Consider the following 19,664-nt stretch of genomic DNA (forward strand, 5'->3'; position numbering starts at 1 on the left):
GTGTTGTGTGCGGTGCAGTTCGTGGTGGTGCTCGACGCGACGATCGTCACGACAGCCCTGCCGGCCATCCGGTCGTCGCTCGGGTTCAGCGACGCCGGCCTCACGTGGGTGGTCACCGCGTACACGCTCGTGTTCGGCGCGCTGCTCGTGCCCGCCGGCCGGGTCGCCGACCTGCTCGGGCCGAGGCGGGCGCTGGTCACCGGTCTCGGCGTGTTCGCGGCGGCGTCGGCGGCCTGCGCGGCGGCCTGGACCCCGGCGGCGCTGATCGCCGCCCGCGCGGTGCAGGGGTTGGGGGCGGCGCTGTCGGCTCCGGCGGCGTTGGCGTTGCTGGGCCTCGTGTCTCACCGTGGGCGTGCCGTCGGGCTGTGGACGGCGGCCGGGGCCGTGGGCGGTGGCAGCGGCTGGGTCGTCGGCGGCCTGGTCACCGACCACCTCGGCTGGCCGGTCATCTTCTGGATCAACGTGCCGATCGGCCTGGTCGCGATCGCGTCCGCCCTGCGGGTGCTGCCCCGGGTTCCCGCTCGCCGCCGCCGCATCGACGTCTTCGGCGCCGTGACGATCACCATCGCCCTGGGCCTCCTGGTCCAGCTGTCGTGGGCTTCGCTCGTGGCTGCGGCCGCGCTCATCGCGCTGTTCGCGTGGCACCTCCGGCGGGACGCGGACCCGCTGATCCCGCCGCGCCTGCTGCGCTCGCCCACGGTGGCCGGGGCCAACCTGACCGCCGCTCTGCTGACCGCCTCCACCACCCCGGCGATGTACCTGGCGATGCTCCACCTCCAGGTGGTTTTGCTGTTCCCGGTCTTCAACGTCGGCGTGGTCGCCGGATCCCTGGTCGGCCCGCGGGCGGTACGCCGCACCGGGCACCGGCGGACAGCCGTGGCCGGATTCGCGCTGATCGCGTTCGGCGCTGCGCTTCTGGCGCTGTTCTCCGGGGCCGCGCCTCCTCCTTCGCCTGGCCCCGGCGCGGCGGCGCCCGGACTCGGTGCGGCGGCCGGGTTTGCGATCGCGGTGGCGTTCGCCGTGGTCGGTGCCGGCCTCGGTGCGGCGTCGGTCGCCTCGACCAGGGCCGGCACCGAGGCCGCCCGTCCGGAGCATCGTGGGGTCGGTTCGGGGGTGCTCACCGCGTCGGCGCAGATCGGTACCGCGCTGGGCCTGGCCGTCCTCGCGGCCGGGTCGTCGGTGGGTTCCGGGGTGGGTTTTCGGGTGGGCCTTGTGGGTGCGGCGGGGGTCGCGGTGGTGGGCATGGTCGCGGCGCTTCTTTTGCCCGGGGCGCGGTTCCTGCCCGGCGCGCGGTTGCGGCGCGCGGACCGTGAGGTTGTCGGTGCCGGCGGGTAGCGTGCAGCCGTGACCGGGCTCAGGGATCTACCGACAACCGCACGGGCGATCGCCGGTGCGGCGGCAACCGCCGTCGACGCCGCCGTCCGCCGCGATGCCGATGCCTTGGAAGCCGCGGCGGCCACTCTCGCCGCCACCGAGGGCTCCGGTCTGGTCCTGGGATCGGTCGTCCGCCTCCTGCTCGAGGAGGACAACTCCGACGGCCTGGGCGCCGACGAGGTCAGAGCCGCCCTCGTCGACTGCGTCACCCAGGCGAGCACCTGGGCCGCCGACGTCGACCCGCACGCGGTGCTCGTGCTGCTGGCCAGCGCCCTGGGCGTCCACGACCCCGACAACGCCGAGGTTCCCGACCCCTCACCGCGGGAACTGGCCCGCCACGGCGCGCTGCTCACCGCGTCGCTGCTCGGCCCCCGCCCGATCGACCGCTACCTGACCACGGCCTTCACCGAAATCCGCCGCCACGAACTCCACGACGACCATTAGGATTGTCAGTTTCGTCCCCGTTTGCGACGTTCCGCGAGTAAGGGGTGGGTGAGACCGGTCCGCTGAGGCAGAATAGGCCGCGTGCCCGGCTCCGGACGGAGATCGGGCGTGCCGGGGCGGTAGCTCAGCCGGTTAGAGCAGGGGACTCATAATCCCTCGGTCGCGGGTTCGAACCCCGCCCGCCCCACGGCAGTTGACCTGCGGTTTTACTCGGTTGATGATCGCCCTAGATGATCTTGGAGCCTCGTTGCTAGGGGTTTGCTAGGGATCATGTTAGGCGGGCTTCTTGCCCGACGCTTCCCCGGTGTTCTTCAGCGGCACCAACGCGGCTGCCGCTTCGGCCGCTTGGCGGCCGATCGTTCCGATCATGTGGCCGTAGGTGTCGTTCGTGATCTTGATCGAGCTGTGCCGTAGGCGCTTGCTGACGATGGCGATGTCGACGCCGGCCGCGATCTGAAGGCTGGCGGCGAGGTGCCTGAGCTTGTGGAGCGTGATTCGCGGTAGGCCGTGGCGCTCGACGAGCTTCTCGAAGCGGTAGCTGACGAAGTCCGGGTGGAGCCCTGCGCCGTTCTCCCGAGTGAAGACGAGGCCGGTGTCGTGCCAGGCCGGTCCCCATCTCAGCCGCTCCTCGATCTGGTTCTTCCGGTGCCTCTGCAGCAGCTTCGTGGTTCGTTCGTCGATGTCCACTCTGGACTCGGCGCAGTCCGTCTTCGGGGTGGACTCGACGACCCGGTGTCCGGCGGTGGTCCGCTGCCAGGTGACGTCGATGATTCGCTTTTCGAGGTCTACGTCCTGCCATCTGAGTCCGCAGAGTTCGCCTCTCCTCAGCCCTGCGAACGCCGCGAGGTGGAAGAGCGGGTGGAGACGGTCGCTTTCTTCCGCGATGGCGTCGAGGAACTCGCCCAGCTGCTCGGGTTCCCAGACTTTCACCTTGGCTCTGCTCGCCTTCGCGACGTCCGCGAGGGAGGCGACGTTGCGCGGGACCTCGCCTGCTCTGACTGCCGCGTTGAGGGCGCTTCGGAGCGTTGCCCTGAGCCTGTGGGCCGTTGCCGGGCCGAACGGTCTCGGTACGGGAATGTGCTTGGCCTTGATTCTGGCCTGGTTCTTCCTCCTCCTCGGTGTTGCTCGATTGAGCTCTTCGGCTTCGGTGTCAAAGATTGCGTTAGCTGTCAACGCTTTGCTGCGTTTCTCCTCATGCTCCTTCCTGATGGCAATGAGCATGTCGGTGACGTGACGTGGCCTCAGATCGATCAGCCGCATGTGACCGAGGTACGGGATGAGGTACTTGTCGACGTGCATCCGGTACGCGAACGCCGTCGTCGACCGGATCGACTCGGAGCCGGTCTTGCCCTCGAGCCACCCGGTGAGCCAGTCTTCGACGGTCTGCTTGCCGTTGCTGGGAAGCAGGCCGGACTGGTCTGACACGATCGTGTGGTTTCGTGCGTCTGCGACCTCCTTCGCGGTGACGAAGCCACTCTTCGTCCACTGCCGCCGTTGCCCGTTCGGCCCGTTGGGAAGCTCGACGTAGTACGACCACATGTGCACCCGGCACGTCTTGCCCTGCGGCGGACAGGTTGCGTCGCATCGTTGGTAGATGCCTTTGCCGTACTTGGCGGATCTTCGGTTCACGGATCTCCCTTCGTTGATGGGTCCACAGTGGAGTATGGCTGGGCTTCGTCTCCTATTTCCAGTGCTTTCAGCAATGCACCACGGGTGACTCGGAGGAAGCGCCCGAGACGCAGCACGGGTACTGGGAACATCTCTGCCCGGGCGAGGCGGTACGACTCGTCCCGCCCAAGGCCGAAGGCACGGCCCGCGGTCGGAACATCAACGGTTACTGGCCACGCCCGGATCTCGTCCGACGTCGGCACACGACGGTTCCCCATCCCGACAGCATGACTCGCCAGGGTTGACGGACCGTGGGCGGAACCGTTGCGGTGCAAAGCATTCAGCACCAGCCGGCACTACACGGTACGGATGAACACATCGTTCGATGAAAGTTGGCACGTTCGTACGTCTCCGTTTGCGCTCGGGTACGCGTATACCACACACCCGTTGACGGAAGCGTTGCTGCGCGGTGCAGAGCCGCTACCGTAGCGGCTCCGCTCCGGGGCGTCGCCGCCGCTGTTGTGGCATCCTCGGCCGCTACAACTGGCCCGCCGTCCGGGCCAGTAGCACTGCGAGCAGACCGGCAACCGATCCGGCGCCCACGATCTCGCCGTTGAGGATGTGCTGCTGCACCTCACCGAGCGGGATCCAACCGATCCGCTCGGCCTCATTCACGTCTGGGGCAAGTCCGGTTCGCTCCGCTCCGCGGGCGAGGTAGACGACGTTCGGCTGGTCGATGGTGCCTACCATCGGCTGGAACGCGAGTAGCCGCGTCATAGGGCCGGGCCGCCAGCCCGTCTCCTCTTCGACCTCCCGCGCGGCGCACGCGGCCGGTTCCTCGCCGGGGTCGAGGTAGCCACCGGGCAGCTCCCACACCCACCGGTCGATGATGAACCGATGCCGCCACATCATCAGGACTCGGTCCCTGTCGTCGAGGACGACCACCATCGCTGCTGCGGGAACGCGAAGGACGTACTGCTCGAACCGCACGCCGTCCGGTAGTTCGACGTCAGCCACGCTGAGAACAGTGCGGCGGCTGTCATCGATGATCCGCTCGCCGTGGATGGTCCACTCGCTCGCACGACGCGGTTCCGCTCCCATGCTCAGCAATCATGGTCTACTGCGCCATCACGCTGACGTCGAGGTGGAAGGGGCGAAGACCTGCGTGGGTACGGTGAGAGAATCAGACCATGACCTTCCGCGTTCACTTCGACATGTGCAAGGGAGAACTGCCGGACGGCGACGCGGTACGGGAGTTCTTCGACCAGCGGCGCGAGGCGTTCGCACCCCACGGTGGACGGGCCAACGCCTACTGGTTCGCGCCGGTCGGCGCCGACGACGTCCTTCGCCTAGACATCGACTACGACAACGGACGTGCGGCCCTGCGGTGGCTTCCTGACGGGACACATGCCGAGGAGTTCGACCAGGTGGGGCCGATCGTGGTGATGGAATCGTCGGACTACGACGTTGTGACGATCCCCGCGGAGCTCGCCCGCGTAAGTGCTGACACCGCCCACGGCGCCGTTACCGAGTACATCACCACAGGAGCGAAACCAGCCAGTGTCGAGTGGGCGCCCGACAACGCATAGCATTCCGCGACGTATCCGGCATTCGCATATAGCACCGACCCGTTGACGGATGCGTTGCTGCGCGGCGCCGAGGCGCTACCGTAGCGCCGCGCTGTTACTGATTGTGGGGCCGCGACAACTGGCGTCGGGCACCCCCGAACGCTCTTCTATTCATTGGCTCGGCCACGAAGGCGGAATCGGCGTCGAACCCGAACCTGCGACTCTCCAACGCCATCCACCGACCGGGCGACGGAGTCGTGATCGGATTCGACAAGATCGACCACCCCGTCGAAGCGGTCGACGACGGCTTCTGCCAACCCGAGGACTCCGCGATCATCTTTCCTGGAGTTCGGACTGCCCGCCCGCAACGCCCGGGGGCGCATAGGATCGAAGCCTCACGTCGGCGAGTGTCGATGTGTCGCGGATAGAGATCCTTCGCTGGAGGTGTTGTCTGCCGACGTTGGAGTCGATCGGCGCTGACATGGCGAGGATCATCACCGGGCTGACGAAGGCGCTTCAGGAAGCCGGCAGGGCCGACGAGACCGCCCGGTCGATAGCCACCCGCGCGGCCCATGCGGGCCTCGCCGGAATAGCTCAGAACATGGCCCACGTGTACCAGGTGACCGAGCAGGTCCGCGCTGACATCAATGCGGCCACTGATGAAGCGAGCAATGTCGTAACGTCCGCGGCCGGCGTGCCGTCGAAAACGACACCGCCGCAGACGGTCGCCGCCCTGTCGGCACTGGACGCCTCACTTGCCGCGCTCCATGGCAACCTGGGTGCGATTCTGGGCGAGCTATCCAAGGCCCGCCAAGCGGCGATCACCGTCCTCCGGGGCGGCCGACCAGGCCCGATGCTGGCCGCCCTCGACGCCGTCAGGGCGACACTGACCACCACGGTCGGCATCGTGAACCGGACCAGGCAGGACGTGACCGCCGCCGTAGCGCAAGCCACCAGCCTCGGTGACCCGGGCGGCGGCTTCGCAGCAGGAAGGGCGACGGCCGACCTCACCGCCGACGAACAGACCCGCATCCGGCCGATGCTGCCGGTGACCGAGGGCTGGACCAGGGTCGACGCGAAGGACACGCCGTCTCACGTTCGGGATGCGGCCGCGGACTTCAAGCCCCGGTTCGACAAGGACCCCCGCGAGACCGTGGTCATCTACGACGGAGACAAGCACGTCTCCGGCGGCCGGCGCCAGTACCAGACTATGGCCGATGACCTTGACTCCGGGCGGATCCTTCGCCCCGATGGACGCCCGTACCCGCACGTGCCGGACCATTTCGTCGTCCATCCCGAGATGCGGGTGGCCGCGACAATGCGGAAGAGGAACCTTACCGATGCGGAGATCGTCGTCGACAACACCATGTGCGGCAGCCGAGGCTTCGACCGGGACGACGCCTTGACCTGCGAGAATTACCTACCGGGGGCGATGCCGGTCAACTCGCGCATGACCGTGTGGGTCACCGTCGACGGCGGCCGGACGTTCCATCGCAAGACCATCATCGGCACCGGTACGCTGATCCGACGATGACCTACGTGTTGATCGACTATATGGCCTCGCAGGAGCCGTTGCTCGACGCCGCCGACGCCGCGGTGCTCTTCGATGACACCGTCACGGCGATTCTCAGACACGGCGGGTCGGGACAGTCGCTGTGGGTCGGTCCCGCCGGTGCCGCCGACGATCCGAGCCGCTACGGCCTGAACCTGGCCAAGATGGACCTGCGCATCGACATCGACGTCGATCTCGACCGGGCCGCGTTGACCTGGCAGCCGGACGGCAGCGTTGCGATTGAGCTGGAGCCAGGCCCGTCGCTCACGGTCATCGAATCGGTCGACGCGGCGGCGCTCGTCGTTACCGGCACGCGAGCCCGGGTCAGTGCTGCCACCGCGCGCGCGGCGTTCCTCGAGTACGCGGCCACCGGCAAGCGACCAACGTGCGTCGAGTGGGCTCCGGCGGAGAGCTGACCCGCGGTCCGAGTCAGCGGGGATCTTCTCCTGGGCTGCGAAGATCAGATTGGCCGCCTTTCCGGTTCCGCGATCCGGTACAGGTAGGGCGCGCCGGCCAAGCGGGGCCCGCCGCGACCTCGGTCCCATCGTGCGTTGCTCAGGATCGGGGTGCGGTCGAAGGTGATGGTGCCGATGCCGTCCGGGTCGACGTGGACCAGTGGTCGGCCGAGCAGGCCAGCTCGGACTGGACCTGCTCGCGGCCGTAGATGACGACCCTGCGCCCGACCCGCCATGCGCTGACTGGCCCGCGACCGGTCGGCATATGGGCCGCCTGGCCGACCGGACGATGCCCGAGTTGGTGATCAACGGCGCGGACCGGACGGTGCGGCTGCCGCTCACCACGGGGGAACGGGTCCTGTTGCCGTCCCCACAGCTGTACGCCGTCGGGGCGGCGCTGTCCCGGTCACCGGCCCACGGCGCGGCCGACGTGGCCGCCTGGCTGCACGCCACCGTCCCCGCCCACCGCGGCTGGGCGGGGAGCAAGTTGCCTTGTTATGTAACACGTGTGCCGACCGGGCGCGGTCAGCACACGTGTTACCAGGGCCGCTAACGCGGCCAGCATCCGCGCGGTAGCGCCGCCGCTAACGGTTCCGTCAACCCCCGTCGGTCACGCTTCGGCCGACCGCCAAGCTCGCGGTCGGTAGGAGGCGACGGTGGACGGACGGCTCTCGGCTCCACGTTCGGGTCGGGTACGGCGCCGGGAGTCGACGGCGCGCACCGCGCGGATCAACCCGTCCTTCACGGTGGCTGAGCGGGAGGAACTGGCCGCGGCAGCGCGTCGGGTGGGACTGACGCCGACCGGGTTCTGCGCCGTCGCGGCCCTCGCCGCCGCCCGCGGCGAAATGACGATTGGAAGCCCGCAGTCGGTCCAGGAGGAGTCGCTCGCGCAGGTGCAGGTCGAGTTGTTCGATCTGCGGTCGGCCGTCAACCGCGTCGGGACCAATCTGAACCAGGCGGTGACCGCCTTCCACAGCACGGGTGAACCGCCCACGTGGCTGCGCACCGTCGTGGCGATGTGCACCCGAACCCTCGCCGCAGCGGACGAGCTGATCTCGAGCGTGCACCGGCGACTGCCGTGATCCCGGCGGTGCACCCGCGCGGCGTCAACGTCGGTCGCCTGCTGCGGTACCTGTTTGGCCCCGGCCGTCGGGAGGAGCACGTCGATGCGCATCTGGTCGCTGCGTGGGGGAGCGCCGGCGATCTGGCGGCGTTGGAGCCGCCGGTTGCTCCTGACGGCAGCCGCGATGTGCGCCGGTTGGCCGAGTTGCTGGAGCAGCCGGTCAAGGTCGGGTGGAAGCCGCCGAGCCGGCCCGTGTGGCACTGCTCGATCCGGACCCATCCCACCGACCCCGTGCTGACTGACGCCCAGTGGGCGCACATCGCCACCGAGGTCATGGCCGCTGTCGGCCTGGCGCCGCACGGCGACACCCGGGCGGTGCGGTGGGTCGCCGTGCGGCACGCCGAGGATCACATCCATCTGGTGGCGACGCGGGTTCGGCAGGACCGGCGCACCGCGTGGACGTCGTACGACAAACGTAAGGCCCAGGCGGCATGCCGCCGGTTGGAGGAAGAACTCGGCCTCTACCGGGTGGCGCCGGCCGGGCACGGCTCCCGCCGTTGGCCGGGGCCCGCCGAGTTGAACAAGACGGCAAGGCTGGCGGCCGCCGGCCGAGCGAGCCGAACAACACCGCGGGACCAGTTGCGCCGCGCGGTCCGGGCGGCCGCCGTCGCGGCGTTCGATGAGACGGACTTCTTTGAGCGGCTCGGCCGGGATGGGGTTCTGGTGCGGCTACGGCACAGCACGGTCGACCCGTCTGCGGTGACCGGCTACTCGGTCGGGTTGCCGGGGCATACGACGGCGGCTGGTGGCACAGTCTGGTACGGCGGCGGCCGCCTCGCGCCTGATCTCACGCTGCCGCGTCTCCGGTCGCGGTGGACCGGGACCAGCGGTCAGGACACGCCGCGTGCACGTCTGACGGCGGCGCAGATCGCGGCCCAGGGGACAATCCCGGTAGATCTGGCCGAGCGAATGGCCTCGGTGGTCCGGGACGCCGTCACCGCGATGCGGTCCACCCGCGACTTCGCCGCGGCGGCGACGATCGCCGGCGCCGCCGCGGACCTGCTGTTCACCGCGGCCCGTGCCTGGGAAGGACGAGGCGGCGGACCTCTCACCGACGCCGCTGATCACTTCGATCGGGCGGCATACGAAGCTCGCGCCCATGTTCCGGCGCGGCCGGTTCCGGCAGCGGGAGGGCTGGGTGCCATGTCCCGTCTGATCGCTGTCATGGGCCGGTTGTCCCGCGACCGGGACACCGTGATGATGCTGCACCTCATCCGTGCGCTCGCTGGGCTCGCCGATGCGCTCGCCGAACTTCGCCAGGCGCAGGCCCGCCTCAACCAAGCCCGTGTGGCCCGCGAGGCGGCCAGACGGCTACGCGCTTCGGTATCGCTTTTCATCGCTGAGGACAGTCGCATCGGTCGGGCCGGGCAGAACCGGAACACCCGACTCGGTCATCCCGAGGCTGTTGGGGCTGATCATCGCCGCGGCTCGCATCGTCGGCGTTGAGGGAGCGCGCACGTCCGGCCAGACGTATATAGACAAGACAAGACGTGACGCTTACGATCTCCGCCGTGACCGACAACGCTGGACCCCTGCCCGTTCACAGCCAGATCGCGGCTGAGATCGTTCGCCGCGCGATCGCCCCGGGCCGAGATCCGAGAATGCCGCTTCCGACGGAGAGCGAGATCCAGAGCGACTATGGCGTGTCTCGCGGAACTGCCCGTCAAGCCTTGACGGAGTTGCGAGAGGCCGGCGTCATCGTCACCACGTCGGCCCAGGACTGCATACTGGCTCGGCCAGAACCTGTGTCGGACGAGGCGAACTGAGGACGACCGGGCTCAGACTCGGCGCACCTCAGTCGACCAGATAGTGGAACTCCTCGCGCTGGGCGCCGTCGAGGAACGCGTCGAATTCGGCACGCGTGAAACGTAGAACGGGTCCGACGCCCCCGTCCTTAGAGTCCCGGATCTCAATCATGTCGTCGTGCCGGCGGACCTCGACGCACTGCCCGCCGTTGCCGCCGGATTTGCTGGCCTTGATCCAAGGCGTTGTGACCATGCTGCTGCTCCTCGACGCGGGTCGGCCTGGACCAGCGCTAGGCGTCCTCGGCGGGTCACCGCGGCGGCCTGGCGTCGGTCGGTTACTACCTTTCATCCTGCATCGCGGAGGAGCGGGCGCGGCGGCCCCGTCGAGCGTCGCGGTCGGTTGAGATCAGCGATCATGGACCTCAATGGAGATGGTCTTGTCGTAGATCCGGTCGAACATGCGGCGGTACTCGTTCAGCTCTTCGGGCTTCTCCAAGTAGCGCGCGCCGGTCTGGGACTCCAGGTACACCACGGCGGGATCGTCGTCGTTATGAAAGTCCAGGATGGTGAAGGCCCCGACGTGCATGGCCGGGTGGGCTCCGACCTCCCATGGCAGGACTCGAATGTCGACGTGCTCGCGGCGGTTGAGTTCATGCAGCCGAGCGACCTGGTCGGCCATCACGTCCGGCCCGCCGACGGGACGCGCGAGGACGCCCGCGCCGAGGATCGCGACGAGCCGTAGGGGTAGCGTCCGGTCATGAAGAGTCCGCTGTCGTTCCATTCGTAAGTTGATCTGCCCCTGGACGCCTTCCTCGGAGTCGTGCGGGTTGACCGATTGGCGCAGTGCCCGGACGTAGTCCGGTGTCTGCAGTAGCCCGTGTACCAACTCAGGGTCGTAGATTCGGATCTCGTCTGCGGCTGACTCTAAGCCGATGTAGAAACTGAACCAGCTGGGGAAGTCCGCCTCGTAGTCTTCCCACCAACCCTGTTCTTTCGTCGCCAGTGCCAGCGCTGCCAGCGCGTTGGTGGTTTTGGCATCTACGCCGTAGAGCCAGCACAGACCGCGGACATCGCTGACTTTGACGGGACCCTTGCCGGTCTCGATGCGCCACAACTTCGTTCGCGATGCGAGGCATGCCTCCTCGACGTCCACCTCGGTTTTGCCCACCGCATTGCGGAGTCGCCGCAGCCGCCGCCCCAGTTGGCGGCGTACGACAGTCGAACCTTGCAGTGGCATCCTTGTCCTCCGGGTTGGGCGTAGTGATTTCGCAAGAAAGCCTGAATGAAACAGACCACCAATGCGACTTTTCAAAATGAACCTTTGCGCCGACCCATCTATACGCCGATGCTGATCAACGTTGGATCAGTTCGCCGTCGGCCAGATCGCCGAGCTGAGCCCGCACGTGCTGCGCCTCTACCTGGGGCGCACGTAACATGTCAGCGAGAACGACGAGCGAGGGCACTTGACTACAGCCGAGCGTGAAACGTTGCCAACCATTGGATTTCTGACACGGGAGGAGCCGTCGTTCTTCGTCATCAACCTGTACACGTGGCTGACAGATCAACGGGCAGCTGCGGATCTCGCCCTACGCGTCGTCGAAGTCGTTCGGTCCATCTCAGACATCGATGCGTTGGCGACAACAGTTGCGAACGAAGATGACCTTCAGGCCGAGCCGGCGAGGGTGTTCCTGGATTTTCCGCGAGTGGACGGTGATCAGTCCGGACCGTAGGGGACGCTCGTGGCGTCTCCCGCGGTGGTGAACAGATTGCCGGTGATCTGCATAAGCGGTCGGACGGTTCCAACCGGTGTTCCGTCGGCCGTCAACAACTCCGGATTGAACTGGACGCCAGCAACTTCACCGATGAAGAGTCCGTGGTCGCCATTGACGTCGGGTCGGTTCACAATCTCGCATGACAGCCAGCCGACCCCGTTCTCGAGAATCGGCCCAGGTAGCTCAGGGCTGTCGGTGGTGTGCAGTCCGCAGTCTCGGAGCTTGGCGCGGCGGTCGGAATAGGTGTAGCGGGAGTAGCGGGCGCCAAGCTTCCAGACGCCGTCGAGATGGCCGACTGTCGGTACGGAGAGGGTGAATCCGTTGCCGTGAATCAGGTTGTGGCAGGTCTGCCACTTCTTGAGGACCGCGAGCAGCACCAGCTGCGGATCGGTCGATACCGAGGTGATGTTCGAGATAGGGATCAGGTTCGGCTCGCCCTCGGGAGACCGCGTTCCGATCAGGTAAGCGATCCGTGGAGCGAGTAGCCGATGCGCCTTTGCCACCGGGCCGGGTTGGAAGCTCACGATGGCACCACCAACGATCGGGGAGAACGACGGAAGTCGCGGATCGCATCTGCGAGCGCCCGCGCAGCGCGGTCGTCGTGGTACGCAGGTGCGGTGAGTCGGCTGCTAACGGTGGAGATGACCTGGTCGAGCTGGTTGATCCGCTGGAACGGGGGAACGGTCAGTACCGGTGCGAGCGCGGCGGTCGCTGCTTCGGGTCCTCCACCTGAGCCGCGATTGTCGAGCCGGGCGAGGGCGAGATAGCTGCGGCTCAGCGCCCAACTCACGGGCCACGCGCCGGTCGAGGGTGGCTGGTCGCCGTGACCGAGTTCGGCCACCGCACGTTCGACGGCGGCGCAGTTGCCGAGGTGGGCGCTAGTGACGGCCGTGTAGTACCGCTGGCGGCTCTCTGGGAACGAGAACAGCGACCCGTACTCGGCAATCGGATCCGCACCGCTTGCCGACTTCATGCTCTCTGTCCGGTTGAGGATCGCTGTGGCCTCGCGGGTGCGGCCGAGCTGGGCGAGTGCCCGCGCGTGCAGGCCTTGCAAGCGAAGAGAAGCGCTGGTCGAGGTTGCCACGGCCGCGCCTCGTTCGGCGTGTTCCAGGACGGCCGTGGGCCGGTGGCGCCACAGGTCGATCATCGCCTTCGCGCACAGCACCCAACCGAGCAGGCCAGCGTGCTGGGCGAGTTCAGCGAACGTCTCGGCGGCCTCGGCCTGAGCCATTCCGGCCTGGGATTCGCCGGCGTCGTGCGAGATCGACGCCAGCAGCAGGCAGGTCGCTCCCATCATGAGATGCAGTTCTTCGTTGTCCTTGGGACGGGTCTTCAAGTCGTCGAGGAGGGTAGCCAGCCGTCCCCGCAGGCTCAACGCGTCCGGAAGGATCTTCGGCAGGTCGGAGGTGGTGATGTAGTCAGTCGTCAGCCGCCGGAGATCGTTCCGTATCTCGTCAACAGTCGCCGGGGCGATCACGTCTGCCGCAGCGGTGCTGATCGCGGTGGAGTCGTGGGCGGCCTGGCGGATCATCGCCTGCGCGGTCAGTCCGGCACCCACGCCGAGCGCAGCAGATTTAATGAGCAGCGCTCGCCGGTCCACCACACCTCCTACCGCAGGTGACGGCCATGAGCCGACTTTATCGGCCGGCCCGGTCGAGAGGCCACGGATGATGTAAAAGCCCAGGTCACGATCGCTCGCTACCTGCAGGACGCGTCTGAACGCGGTGCGGCGGAGATCGTTGGGCCACCGGTGTGCGCCGCGTTCGAGTTTGCCGATGTGGTTGGCGTCGAGGTTCGCTTCTCGCGGGTCGGTGCGCGAAAGCTCTGTGTTGACGGCGTCCGCGAGTTCCTGACGCGACATGGGCCGGCCAGATCCGGACGGGGACGTGATGCGCAGTCGTGCGTCGCGCAGGAGCTTGTTCGGCGGGAGCTTGTGACGTCGGCTCACGACCGCCAAACCTCCGAAGACGAACCTTGTAGTTGCCGAGCCACGCAGTAGCGCGAGGCTGGGTAGAGCAGGTGCATTTACGGTGAGCATGCCAGCGTGGTCACGTCACGTTCAAGCCGCAACCGGCCGGCAGGATTTCGCCGTCGCAGACGGCGCCGGTGAACGCGCTCCACACGATGGGGTGGAAGGCGAGAACCCCTCCCTCAGGGTTCTTGGAGTCGCGCACGCCGATCGTGCCGTCCGATGCGGTCGCGACTTCGACACAGTTGCCGCCTCCGCTGCTGCGGCTGGACTTGCGCCAGTTGGTGAACAGGTTCAAATCTGTTGTCCCGTCTCGGTGAGAAGTTCCTTCGCCACCGTGGCGAGGAAGGTGAGGCTGTCGGTCGCGCTGAGTGCGGCGTCCTGCAGGCGTTCGTACAGGTTGAGGTAGTGGGTAACGTCGGCCGGTTCGGTGAGGACCAGGTCGGACGTGACGGTGTCGACCGCGACGACGACGGGATCGCCCGGGTCGGGGTAGCGGTAGATGTAGAACGCCGATTTCGGAACCGCATGCCCGGAGATCGAAGCGGTCAACGGCAGCACGCGGATGGTCGTCTTCGCCCGTTGCCCACCGACGTCGACGAGGTGTCGAAGTTGCGCGCCGACGACGGACGGCGGCGCGGCCGGGCGACGCACGGCCAGTTCGTCGATGATGACCTCGTAGCAGGGGCCACCAGGTCGTACGAGTAGGCGCTGGCGGCCTGCCCGGGCTTCCAATGCGCGGGCCGGGTCGAACTGCTCTGACCAGTCGGCCTTGTCGATACGGATGCGCTCGGCGGTGTAATCGGGCACCTGGAGCAGACCGGGCAACAGCGTCATCTGGTACTCGCAGATGCGTGCAGCGCCAGCTTCCAGGTTCGCGTACAGAGCCTGGCGCGGTCCCATCTCGTCAGCGAACTTCTCCCACCAGCCGCGTTCCTGCGCTTCGCGGGCGATCGTCATGATCTGGGCCCACCGCTTCTCACCGACGCCGAGCACGTCGAGGATGCGCATGACCTCGTCGAGGTCGGGGCGCACGTGGCCGTTCTCGACCCGGCTGATCCGCTGCCGCGCAACGCCGATCGCTTTAGCCAGCCGGTCGGCCGAGTATCCGTGCTCCTCCCGCAGCCGGATGAGCTCGGCCGCCAACCTTCGTCGGCGGACGTACGGGCTGATCACGGGACGCACCTCGGTAGTCGGCGGTGGTCGGTCCACCCTCATGGACCGTTGTGTCGGCGAGAGTAGCGACGAAGCCGCATCCATGGAACACGGCCGACGATGCTGGTTGGCGAGTAGTCCCAGCTCAGGGGCAAGAACGCCGGTCAAGTCTCCCGGTATGTCTCCCCACCAGTCGCCCCGGTAGTCGGCGTTCCCGCCGCCTGGACTGTCCGCGATGGTGGACGTGCGACAAGCAAGCGCATCGATCGGGGCCGAGCGGAGGGTGACATGCACACTCATCCGGCGAGGCGGCCACCGAACCGCTTGTCGACTGCGCCACCCGCCGTCGCTGCCATCGAGGCGCGGCGGCGGGTCGGGGATCCCTCGGACACTGCCGGCATGACGAGGTCCCGAGGTTCCAACAACCAATCCGAGATGGAGGCAAGCCCATGCCAACAACGCTCGACATGACCGACACCGAAGACATCTTCACCCTCGACGTCCGGATCGTCACCGACGCCAACGTCGGCGACACCGGACGCGGCTGCGACACCAGCGACGGCTGCGCCGCCACGTGCGCCTCGTCCTGCGTGAGCAACTCGTAATCAGAGCCCAATGAATGCGGTGGGGTCAAGGCCGTCTTGACCTCACCGCGCATCTCCACGCAGCGCTCCGTCGAAGGGACGTGTGATGAGCGCATCCGAAAACGAACCGCTGTACCGGCATGGCGGCGGCGCACTGCTGCGGGCTGCAGCCGTATCGCTGAACGCGACCCCGGACGAGTGGCCTGACCTCAACAACGTCGCATCCTGCCGGACCTGGCTGAAACGAGTGTGGGCGGTGTGGGACTTCGCCGACGCAGTTGGGCAAGCCAGTCCGGCCCTGAGCAGCCGGGTTGAAGCGATCAACGCTGGCGGCACCTTCGAGCCGAAGGTGGTGCTTCGCGCCGCCGCCGCGACCTTGCGGTACCTGCTGCGGGCCGTCGGACGGCCGACCCCGTTCGGCCTGTTCGCTGGGGTAGCGCCGGTGTCCGTCGGGCCATCCGCCCTCGTGCGGTGGGGTTCTCGCCATCGGGCGGTCGCCCGCGTGGACACGCAGTGGCTGACCGACGTCATCGACCGGCTGGAAGCGGTGCCGGAACTGCTGGAGCGCCTGGACGTCGTGTGCAACGACCTCGCGGTGCACCGTGGCGCCCGATGGGAAGTACCACGTGGTCCGCATCGGGCCAACGTGCGCTACACCCGTGCCGTCGCCGAGGCTCACGCCGCGGCAGGATCGCCGGTCAGATTCACCGTCTTGACGGACAAGCTCGTGGACGCATTCCCCGGCGCCGGTGCGACGAGCGCGCGGCGAATGCTGACTGATCTGATCCGGCAAGGCTTCTTGATCAGCTGCCTCCGAGCGCCACTGACCGTCGTGGACCCGCTCGCGTACCTGATGCAGCGACTGCGTGCCGTGGAAGCCGCCGCGATACCGAGCGTGGCTCCGCTGATCGCGGACCTGGCGACGGTGTACCGGCAACTCCGCGGCCACAATGAACCAGGCGTCGCCGGAGGCAGAGCCGCCATACGGGCACAGGTCGCCCAGCCGATCCGGCGCCTGTCCTCGGCGGGCCGTACACCTCTCGCGGTCGATCTACGCCTGGACTGTGAGGTCGAGATCCCGCGCCACGTCATCAAGGAATTGGAGCAGGCCGCCAGCGTGCTTCTCCGGCTGACTCGTCGGGCCACCGGCGAGCCGGTCTGGCACAACTACCACGCGGAGTTCTGCGCCCGATACGGCACGGGAACGCTCGTCCCTGTCACCGACGTCGTCGACGCGGACGCCGGGCTCGGCTACCCGGCCGGCTATCCCGGCAGCGTTCACACCCGACGACCGCTCGCTGCGTCGGAGCGGGACGAGGTGCTGCTCGCCCTCGCATGGCAGGCAATCGCCGACGACAGTCACGAGATCGTGCTGTCCGAGACGACCACCCAGGCACTCACCGAAGAGGGTTTCGACCCCCGTTATATCCCGCCGCACGTCGAACTGGCCGCCCGTATCCATGCCTCGTCGACCACGGCGCTGAACGACGGCGACTACACGCTGACCGTTGCCCCGGCCCGATCCGCCGGCACACTGACGTCCCGGTTCACAGTCACCGCGACCGGTACTGGACTGGACGAGGTCTACAAAGCAGTACCACTCGCCATCGACGGCGCGCTGCCGGTTCAGATGTCGTTTCCTCCGCAGTTCCCGCATGCCGAGAACGTCTGCCGGATACCCGCCTACCTGCCCCAGGTCATGACGCTCGGCGAGCACCGCAGCACCGGCGACGGTGTCATCACCCTTGACGACCTCGCCATCTCCGCCGACCTGAACCGGCTATACCTCGTCTCGCTGTCCCGGCGACGGCTCGTGGAACCACAGGTGTTCCACGCACTGTCGCTGGAGAAGCAGCCGCCACCGCTGGCCCGCTTCCTCGCTCACCTGTCCCGCGCCTTCTCCGCCAGCTGGCACGAGTTCGACTGGGGACCGCACTTCCACCGACTGCCCTACCTGCCCCGCATCCGCCACGGCCGCACCGTCCTGTCCCCGGCTCGGTGGCGCCTCACGAGCAACGACCTCCCGCCCGCTACAGCCGGCAACCAAGCGTGGCACCAGGCACTCGACCGTTGGCGACAACGCTGGCGCTGCCCCGACATCGTCGAACTGCGCGCAGCCGACCGCACCCTACGGATGGACCTCGCCGAGCAGGCACATCTGACGATCTTGCGCACCCGGATCGATCGCGACGGCGAAGCGGCTTTCACGGAAGCCGCATCCTCAGATGACTTCGGCTGGATCGGCGGTCATGCCCACGAGATCGCCATACCGCTCGTCCGAACTGGATCTCCGGCACCGTCACCGGAAGTTCGCACCGCTCCTACGATCACCAACCGGCACGGACACCTACCCGGCTCTGGGAGGTGGCTCTCCGCAAAACTCTTCACCCACCCTGAGCGTCTCGACGAGTTGATCGCTCGGTACCTGCCAACGCTGCTTGCATCGCTCGACGGCCAGCCGACGTACTGGTTCATCCGCTACCGCGGCCCACACGAGAGGGATCATCTCCGGCTCCGCTTGTCCACCTCGGATCGAGGTTATGGCGCCTGTATGAGAAACGTCGGTGACTGGGCGCAGAACCTCCGCGACGACAGCGTGATCGCCGATGTCGTCCTCGACAGCTATTTCCCGGAGACCGGGCGCTACGGAGCCGGAACAGCTATGGACTCCGCCGAGGCGGTATTCGCCGCCGACTCGCGCGCGGCAGTGACGGCGCTGCAGCAACTTCCCACGATGGCAATCGACCGACTTGCCCTGACCGCCATCGGCATGCTCGACATCGTCCACGGCTTCCTCGGCAACCGTGCCGAAGCCGTCAGCTGGCTCGTCAACCGTCCGATCACCGCCACCAGCCCGGACCGGACGACCGCCGAACAGGCCGTCCGATGGGCAGTCGACAGCGTCCTTCCCGGCCGAGCCGAGTTGCCGACCGCCCTTGTCGACGCGATGCGCGACCGCGCCGCGGCGCTGGCCACCTATCGCGAGGCCCTCGCTCCCAGCACCGATACCAACACCGTCCTCGGGTCGCTGCTGCACCTGCACCACAACCGAATCCTCGGTATCGACCCCGAAAGCGAGGCGACCTGTCGCCGGCTCGCCCGCCAGGCCGCGCTCGCCTGGCGCGTCCAAGACTCGAGCCGGGCCTCATGATCATTGGCCCATCGTCTCCCGGTTGGGGGCAGTCGCTGGGAAGGGGTGCTGCAGGGATCGCGTTGCTGCACATCCACCGAGCCCAAGCCGGCGCGGGACCATGGGCCACGGCTCATAGGTGGGCTCGCATCATGACCCGGGACGCCGTCAACGCCAACGCGAACGCCAGCCTTTACGCCGGCGCCCCAGCCATCGCCTTCGCCCTGCGCACCGCCGACCACCCCGCCTACGCAGACGCAATCGACGCCCTCGACGCCCACATCGACGTCCTGACCCGGCGCCGTCTCGATCGGGCGCACGACCGGATCACCAGCGGGCAACTCCCGGCGCTACGCGAGTTCGACTTGATCAGCGGACTAACGGGTATCGGCACATACCTACTGCACCGCCCCGACGACGGACTCCTTCGCGAGGTGCTGTCCTACCTCGTCCGGCTGACCGAATCGCTCGACCACGAGGGCGAGACCCTACCGGGCTGGTGGACGAGCAACGGCCCCGACGACCGACCGTCACCCGATTGGCCGGGCGGTCACGCCAACCTCGGCATGGCCCACGGCATCGCCGGACCGCTCGCACTACTGTCGACCGCGATGAACCGCCGCATCACCGTCCTCGGCCACCGCGACGCCATCATCCGGATCTGCACCTGGCTGGACCGATGGCGCCTCACCGACCCGCACCCGCGATGGCCCGGAATCGTAAGACGGACCGGTCAGATCACCGACCACCTACCGCAGCGACCGTCCTGGTGCTACGGCACCCCCGGACTGGCCCGCGCCCAGCAGCTGGCAGGCATCGCACTCGGCGACACCGACCGCCAGAAGGAGGCCGAAGGTGCTCTGGCTGGCTGCCTCACCAACGAGCTCGACCTTCTCAACGACGCATCCTTGTGCCACGGCTGGGCCGGGCTTCTTCACGCCACCCGCCGAGTCGCGGCGGAAGCTATGACCGGCCAGCTCTACGATCTCCTTCCCAGCCTGGAACGCAGAACGCGGAAGGTCCTTCTGCAACGGGGTCTTCCTGATCACGACGGACTGCTGGAAGGCACCGCTGGCGTCCACCTTGTGAAGGAATCCGTCGAGTTCAGATCCGTGGCGCCGCGATGGGAAGCCTGCCTACTTCTGGCCTAACGCCGCCACCTGCGCACTCTACGAAAGGACGATT

General features: G+C 67.6%; 21 protein-coding genes and 1 tRNA gene. 14 read left to right on the forward strand and 8 right to left on the reverse strand.

The window, feature by feature from the left end; translation table 11 throughout:
• Positions 1–12: 12 nt before the first annotated feature.
• The 3 genes from Vau01_RS17825 to Vau01_RS17835 all read left to right on the forward strand — a co-directional run bounded on the left by Vau01_RS17825 (position 13) and on the right by Vau01_RS17835 (position 2,005).
• Positions 13–1,335 carry an MFS transporter gene (locus Vau01_RS17825; RefSeq protein WP_203993772.1) on the forward strand — a complete coding sequence of 441 codons (1,323 nt, stop codon included), beginning with the start codon at positions 13–15 and terminating at the stop codon, positions 1,333–1,335.
• Between the two features lie 9 nt (positions 1,336–1,344).
• The gene (locus Vau01_RS17830; protein WP_203993775.1) at positions 1,345–1,818 is read left to right on the forward strand and encodes a hypothetical protein; all 474 of its coding nucleotides are present in this window, start codon (positions 1,345–1,347) and stop codon (positions 1,816–1,818) included.
• A gap of 113 nt (positions 1,819–1,931) precedes the next feature.
• A tRNA-Ile gene (locus Vau01_RS17835) sits at positions 1,932–2,005 on the forward strand.
• 86 nt (positions 2,006–2,091) lie between these two features.
• Here Vau01_RS17835 and Vau01_RS17840 read toward each other — a convergent pair.
• The gene (locus Vau01_RS17840; RefSeq protein ID WP_203993777.1) at positions 2,092–3,447 is read right to left on the reverse strand and encodes a site-specific integrase; all 1,356 of its coding nucleotides are present in this window, start codon (positions 3,445–3,447) and stop codon (positions 2,092–2,094) included.
• Between the two features lie 516 nt (positions 3,448–3,963).
• Positions 3,964–4,527, reverse strand: a complete 564-nt coding sequence (locus Vau01_RS17845; protein ID WP_203993779.1) for an NUDIX hydrolase — start codon at positions 4,525–4,527, stop codon at positions 3,964–3,966.
• Positions 4,528–4,616: 89 nt separating this feature from the next.
• On the opposite strand from Vau01_RS17845, the gene Vau01_RS17850 reads away from it, so the two are divergent.
• The 7 genes from Vau01_RS17850 (at position 4,617) to Vau01_RS65245 (ending at position 9,890) form a co-directional block, all read left to right on the forward strand.
• Positions 4,617–5,015 carry an Imm1 family immunity protein gene (locus Vau01_RS17850; RefSeq protein ID WP_203993781.1) on the forward strand — a complete coding sequence of 133 codons (399 nt, stop codon included), beginning with the start codon at positions 4,617–4,619 and terminating at the stop codon, positions 5,013–5,015.
• Positions 5,016–5,475: 460 nt separating this feature from the next.
• Positions 5,476–6,528 carry a DUF6244 family protein gene (locus Vau01_RS17855; protein WP_203993783.1) on the forward strand — a complete coding sequence of 351 codons (1,053 nt, stop codon included), beginning with the start codon at positions 5,476–5,478 and terminating at the stop codon, positions 6,526–6,528.
• A gap of 38 nt (positions 6,529–6,566) precedes the next feature.
• Positions 6,567–6,962 (forward strand): Imm1 family immunity protein, encoded by a 396-nt coding sequence (locus Vau01_RS17860; protein ID WP_203993785.1) that lies wholly within the window; start codon positions 6,567–6,569, stop codon positions 6,960–6,962.
• A gap of 328 nt (positions 6,963–7,290) precedes the next feature.
• Positions 7,291–7,554 carry a hypothetical protein gene (locus Vau01_RS17865; protein WP_203993787.1) on the forward strand — a complete coding sequence of 88 codons (264 nt, stop codon included), beginning with the start codon at positions 7,291–7,293 and terminating at the stop codon, positions 7,552–7,554.
• A 103-nt stretch (positions 7,555–7,657) separates the two neighbouring features.
• Positions 7,658–8,083, forward strand: coding sequence for a hypothetical protein (locus Vau01_RS17870; RefSeq protein ID WP_203993789.1), 426 nt, complete (start codon positions 7,658–7,660; stop codon positions 8,081–8,083).
• A gap of 233 nt (positions 8,084–8,316) precedes the next feature.
• Entirely contained in the window at positions 8,317–9,570 is a 1,254-nt protein-coding gene (locus tag Vau01_RS17875) for a relaxase/mobilization nuclease domain-containing protein (protein ID WP_373320269.1), read from the forward strand.
• 65 nt (positions 9,571–9,635) lie between these two features.
• On the forward strand, positions 9,636–9,890 hold the full coding sequence (locus Vau01_RS65245; RefSeq protein WP_203993793.1) for a GntR family transcriptional regulator: 255 nt from the start codon (positions 9,636–9,638) through the stop codon (positions 9,888–9,890).
• Between the two features lie 28 nt (positions 9,891–9,918).
• On the opposite strand, the gene Vau01_RS17885 is transcribed toward Vau01_RS65245, so the two are convergent.
• Positions 9,919–10,122 carry a DUF397 domain-containing protein gene (locus tag Vau01_RS17885; RefSeq protein WP_203993795.1) on the reverse strand — a complete coding sequence of 68 codons (204 nt, stop codon included), beginning with the start codon at positions 10,120–10,122 and terminating at the stop codon, positions 9,919–9,921.
• Between the two features lie 153 nt (positions 10,123–10,275).
• Complete coding sequence (locus Vau01_RS17890; protein WP_203993797.1) at positions 10,276–11,106, reverse strand: DUF5753 domain-containing protein; 831 nt, start codon at positions 11,104–11,106, stop codon at positions 10,276–10,278.
• Between the two features lie 226 nt (positions 11,107–11,332).
• Here Vau01_RS17890 and Vau01_RS17895 point away from each other — a divergent pair, with 226 nt between their 5' ends.
• Positions 11,333–11,599 carry a hypothetical protein gene (locus tag Vau01_RS17895; protein ID WP_203993799.1) on the forward strand — a complete coding sequence of 89 codons (267 nt, stop codon included), beginning with the start codon at positions 11,333–11,335 and terminating at the stop codon, positions 11,597–11,599.
• On the opposite strand, the gene Vau01_RS17900 is transcribed toward Vau01_RS17895, so the two are convergent.
• The 4 genes from Vau01_RS17900 to Vau01_RS17915 all read right to left on the reverse strand — a co-directional run bounded on the left by Vau01_RS17900 (position 11,584) and on the right by Vau01_RS17915 (position 14,786).
• Positions 11,584–12,165, reverse strand: a complete 582-nt coding sequence (locus Vau01_RS17900; protein ID WP_203993801.1) for a flavin reductase family protein — start codon at positions 12,163–12,165, stop codon at positions 11,584–11,586. The genes Vau01_RS17895 and Vau01_RS17900 overlap by 16 nt on opposite strands.
• A complete protein-coding gene (locus Vau01_RS17905) occupies positions 12,162–13,589 on the reverse strand; it encodes an NsdA family TPR-like regulatory protein (protein WP_203993803.1) in 1,428 nt (475 codons plus the stop codon). Before Vau01_RS17905 ends, Vau01_RS17900 begins: the two co-directional genes overlap by 4 nt.
• A 100-nt stretch (positions 13,590–13,689) precedes the next feature.
• Complete coding sequence (locus tag Vau01_RS17910; RefSeq protein WP_203993806.1) at positions 13,690–13,908, reverse strand: DUF397 domain-containing protein; 219 nt, start codon at positions 13,906–13,908, stop codon at positions 13,690–13,692.
• Positions 13,905–14,786 (reverse strand): helix-turn-helix domain-containing protein, encoded by an 882-nt coding sequence (locus Vau01_RS17915; protein ID WP_203993809.1) that lies wholly within the window; start codon positions 14,784–14,786, stop codon positions 13,905–13,907. Before Vau01_RS17915 ends, Vau01_RS17910 begins: the two co-directional genes overlap by 4 nt.
• A gap of 428 nt (positions 14,787–15,214) precedes the next feature.
• Here Vau01_RS17915 and fxlA point away from each other — a divergent pair, with 428 nt between their 5' ends.
• The 3 genes from fxlA to Vau01_RS17930 all read left to right on the forward strand — a co-directional run bounded on the left by fxlA (position 15,215) and on the right by Vau01_RS17930 (position 19,630).
• A complete protein-coding gene (gene fxlA / locus Vau01_RS17920) occupies positions 15,215–15,370 on the forward strand; it encodes an FxLD family lanthipeptide (RefSeq protein ID WP_239151673.1) in 156 nt (51 codons plus the stop codon).
• A gap of 85 nt (positions 15,371–15,455) precedes the next feature.
• Positions 15,456–18,500, forward strand: coding sequence for a lantibiotic dehydratase (locus Vau01_RS17925; RefSeq protein WP_203993811.1), 3,045 nt, complete (start codon positions 15,456–15,458; stop codon positions 18,498–18,500).
• Positions 18,497–19,630 carry a lanthionine synthetase C family protein gene (locus Vau01_RS17930; RefSeq protein WP_203993813.1) on the forward strand — a complete coding sequence of 378 codons (1,134 nt, stop codon included), beginning with the start codon at positions 18,497–18,499 and terminating at the stop codon, positions 19,628–19,630. The genes Vau01_RS17925 and Vau01_RS17930 overlap by 4 nt, the downstream gene beginning before the upstream one ends.
• Positions 19,631–19,664: the final 34 nt, after the last annotated feature.

The sequence above is a fragment of the Virgisporangium aurantiacum genome (assembly GCF_016863635.1).
Lineage (GTDB): Bacteria > Actinomycetota > Actinomycetes > Mycobacteriales > Micromonosporaceae > Virgisporangium > Virgisporangium aurantiacum.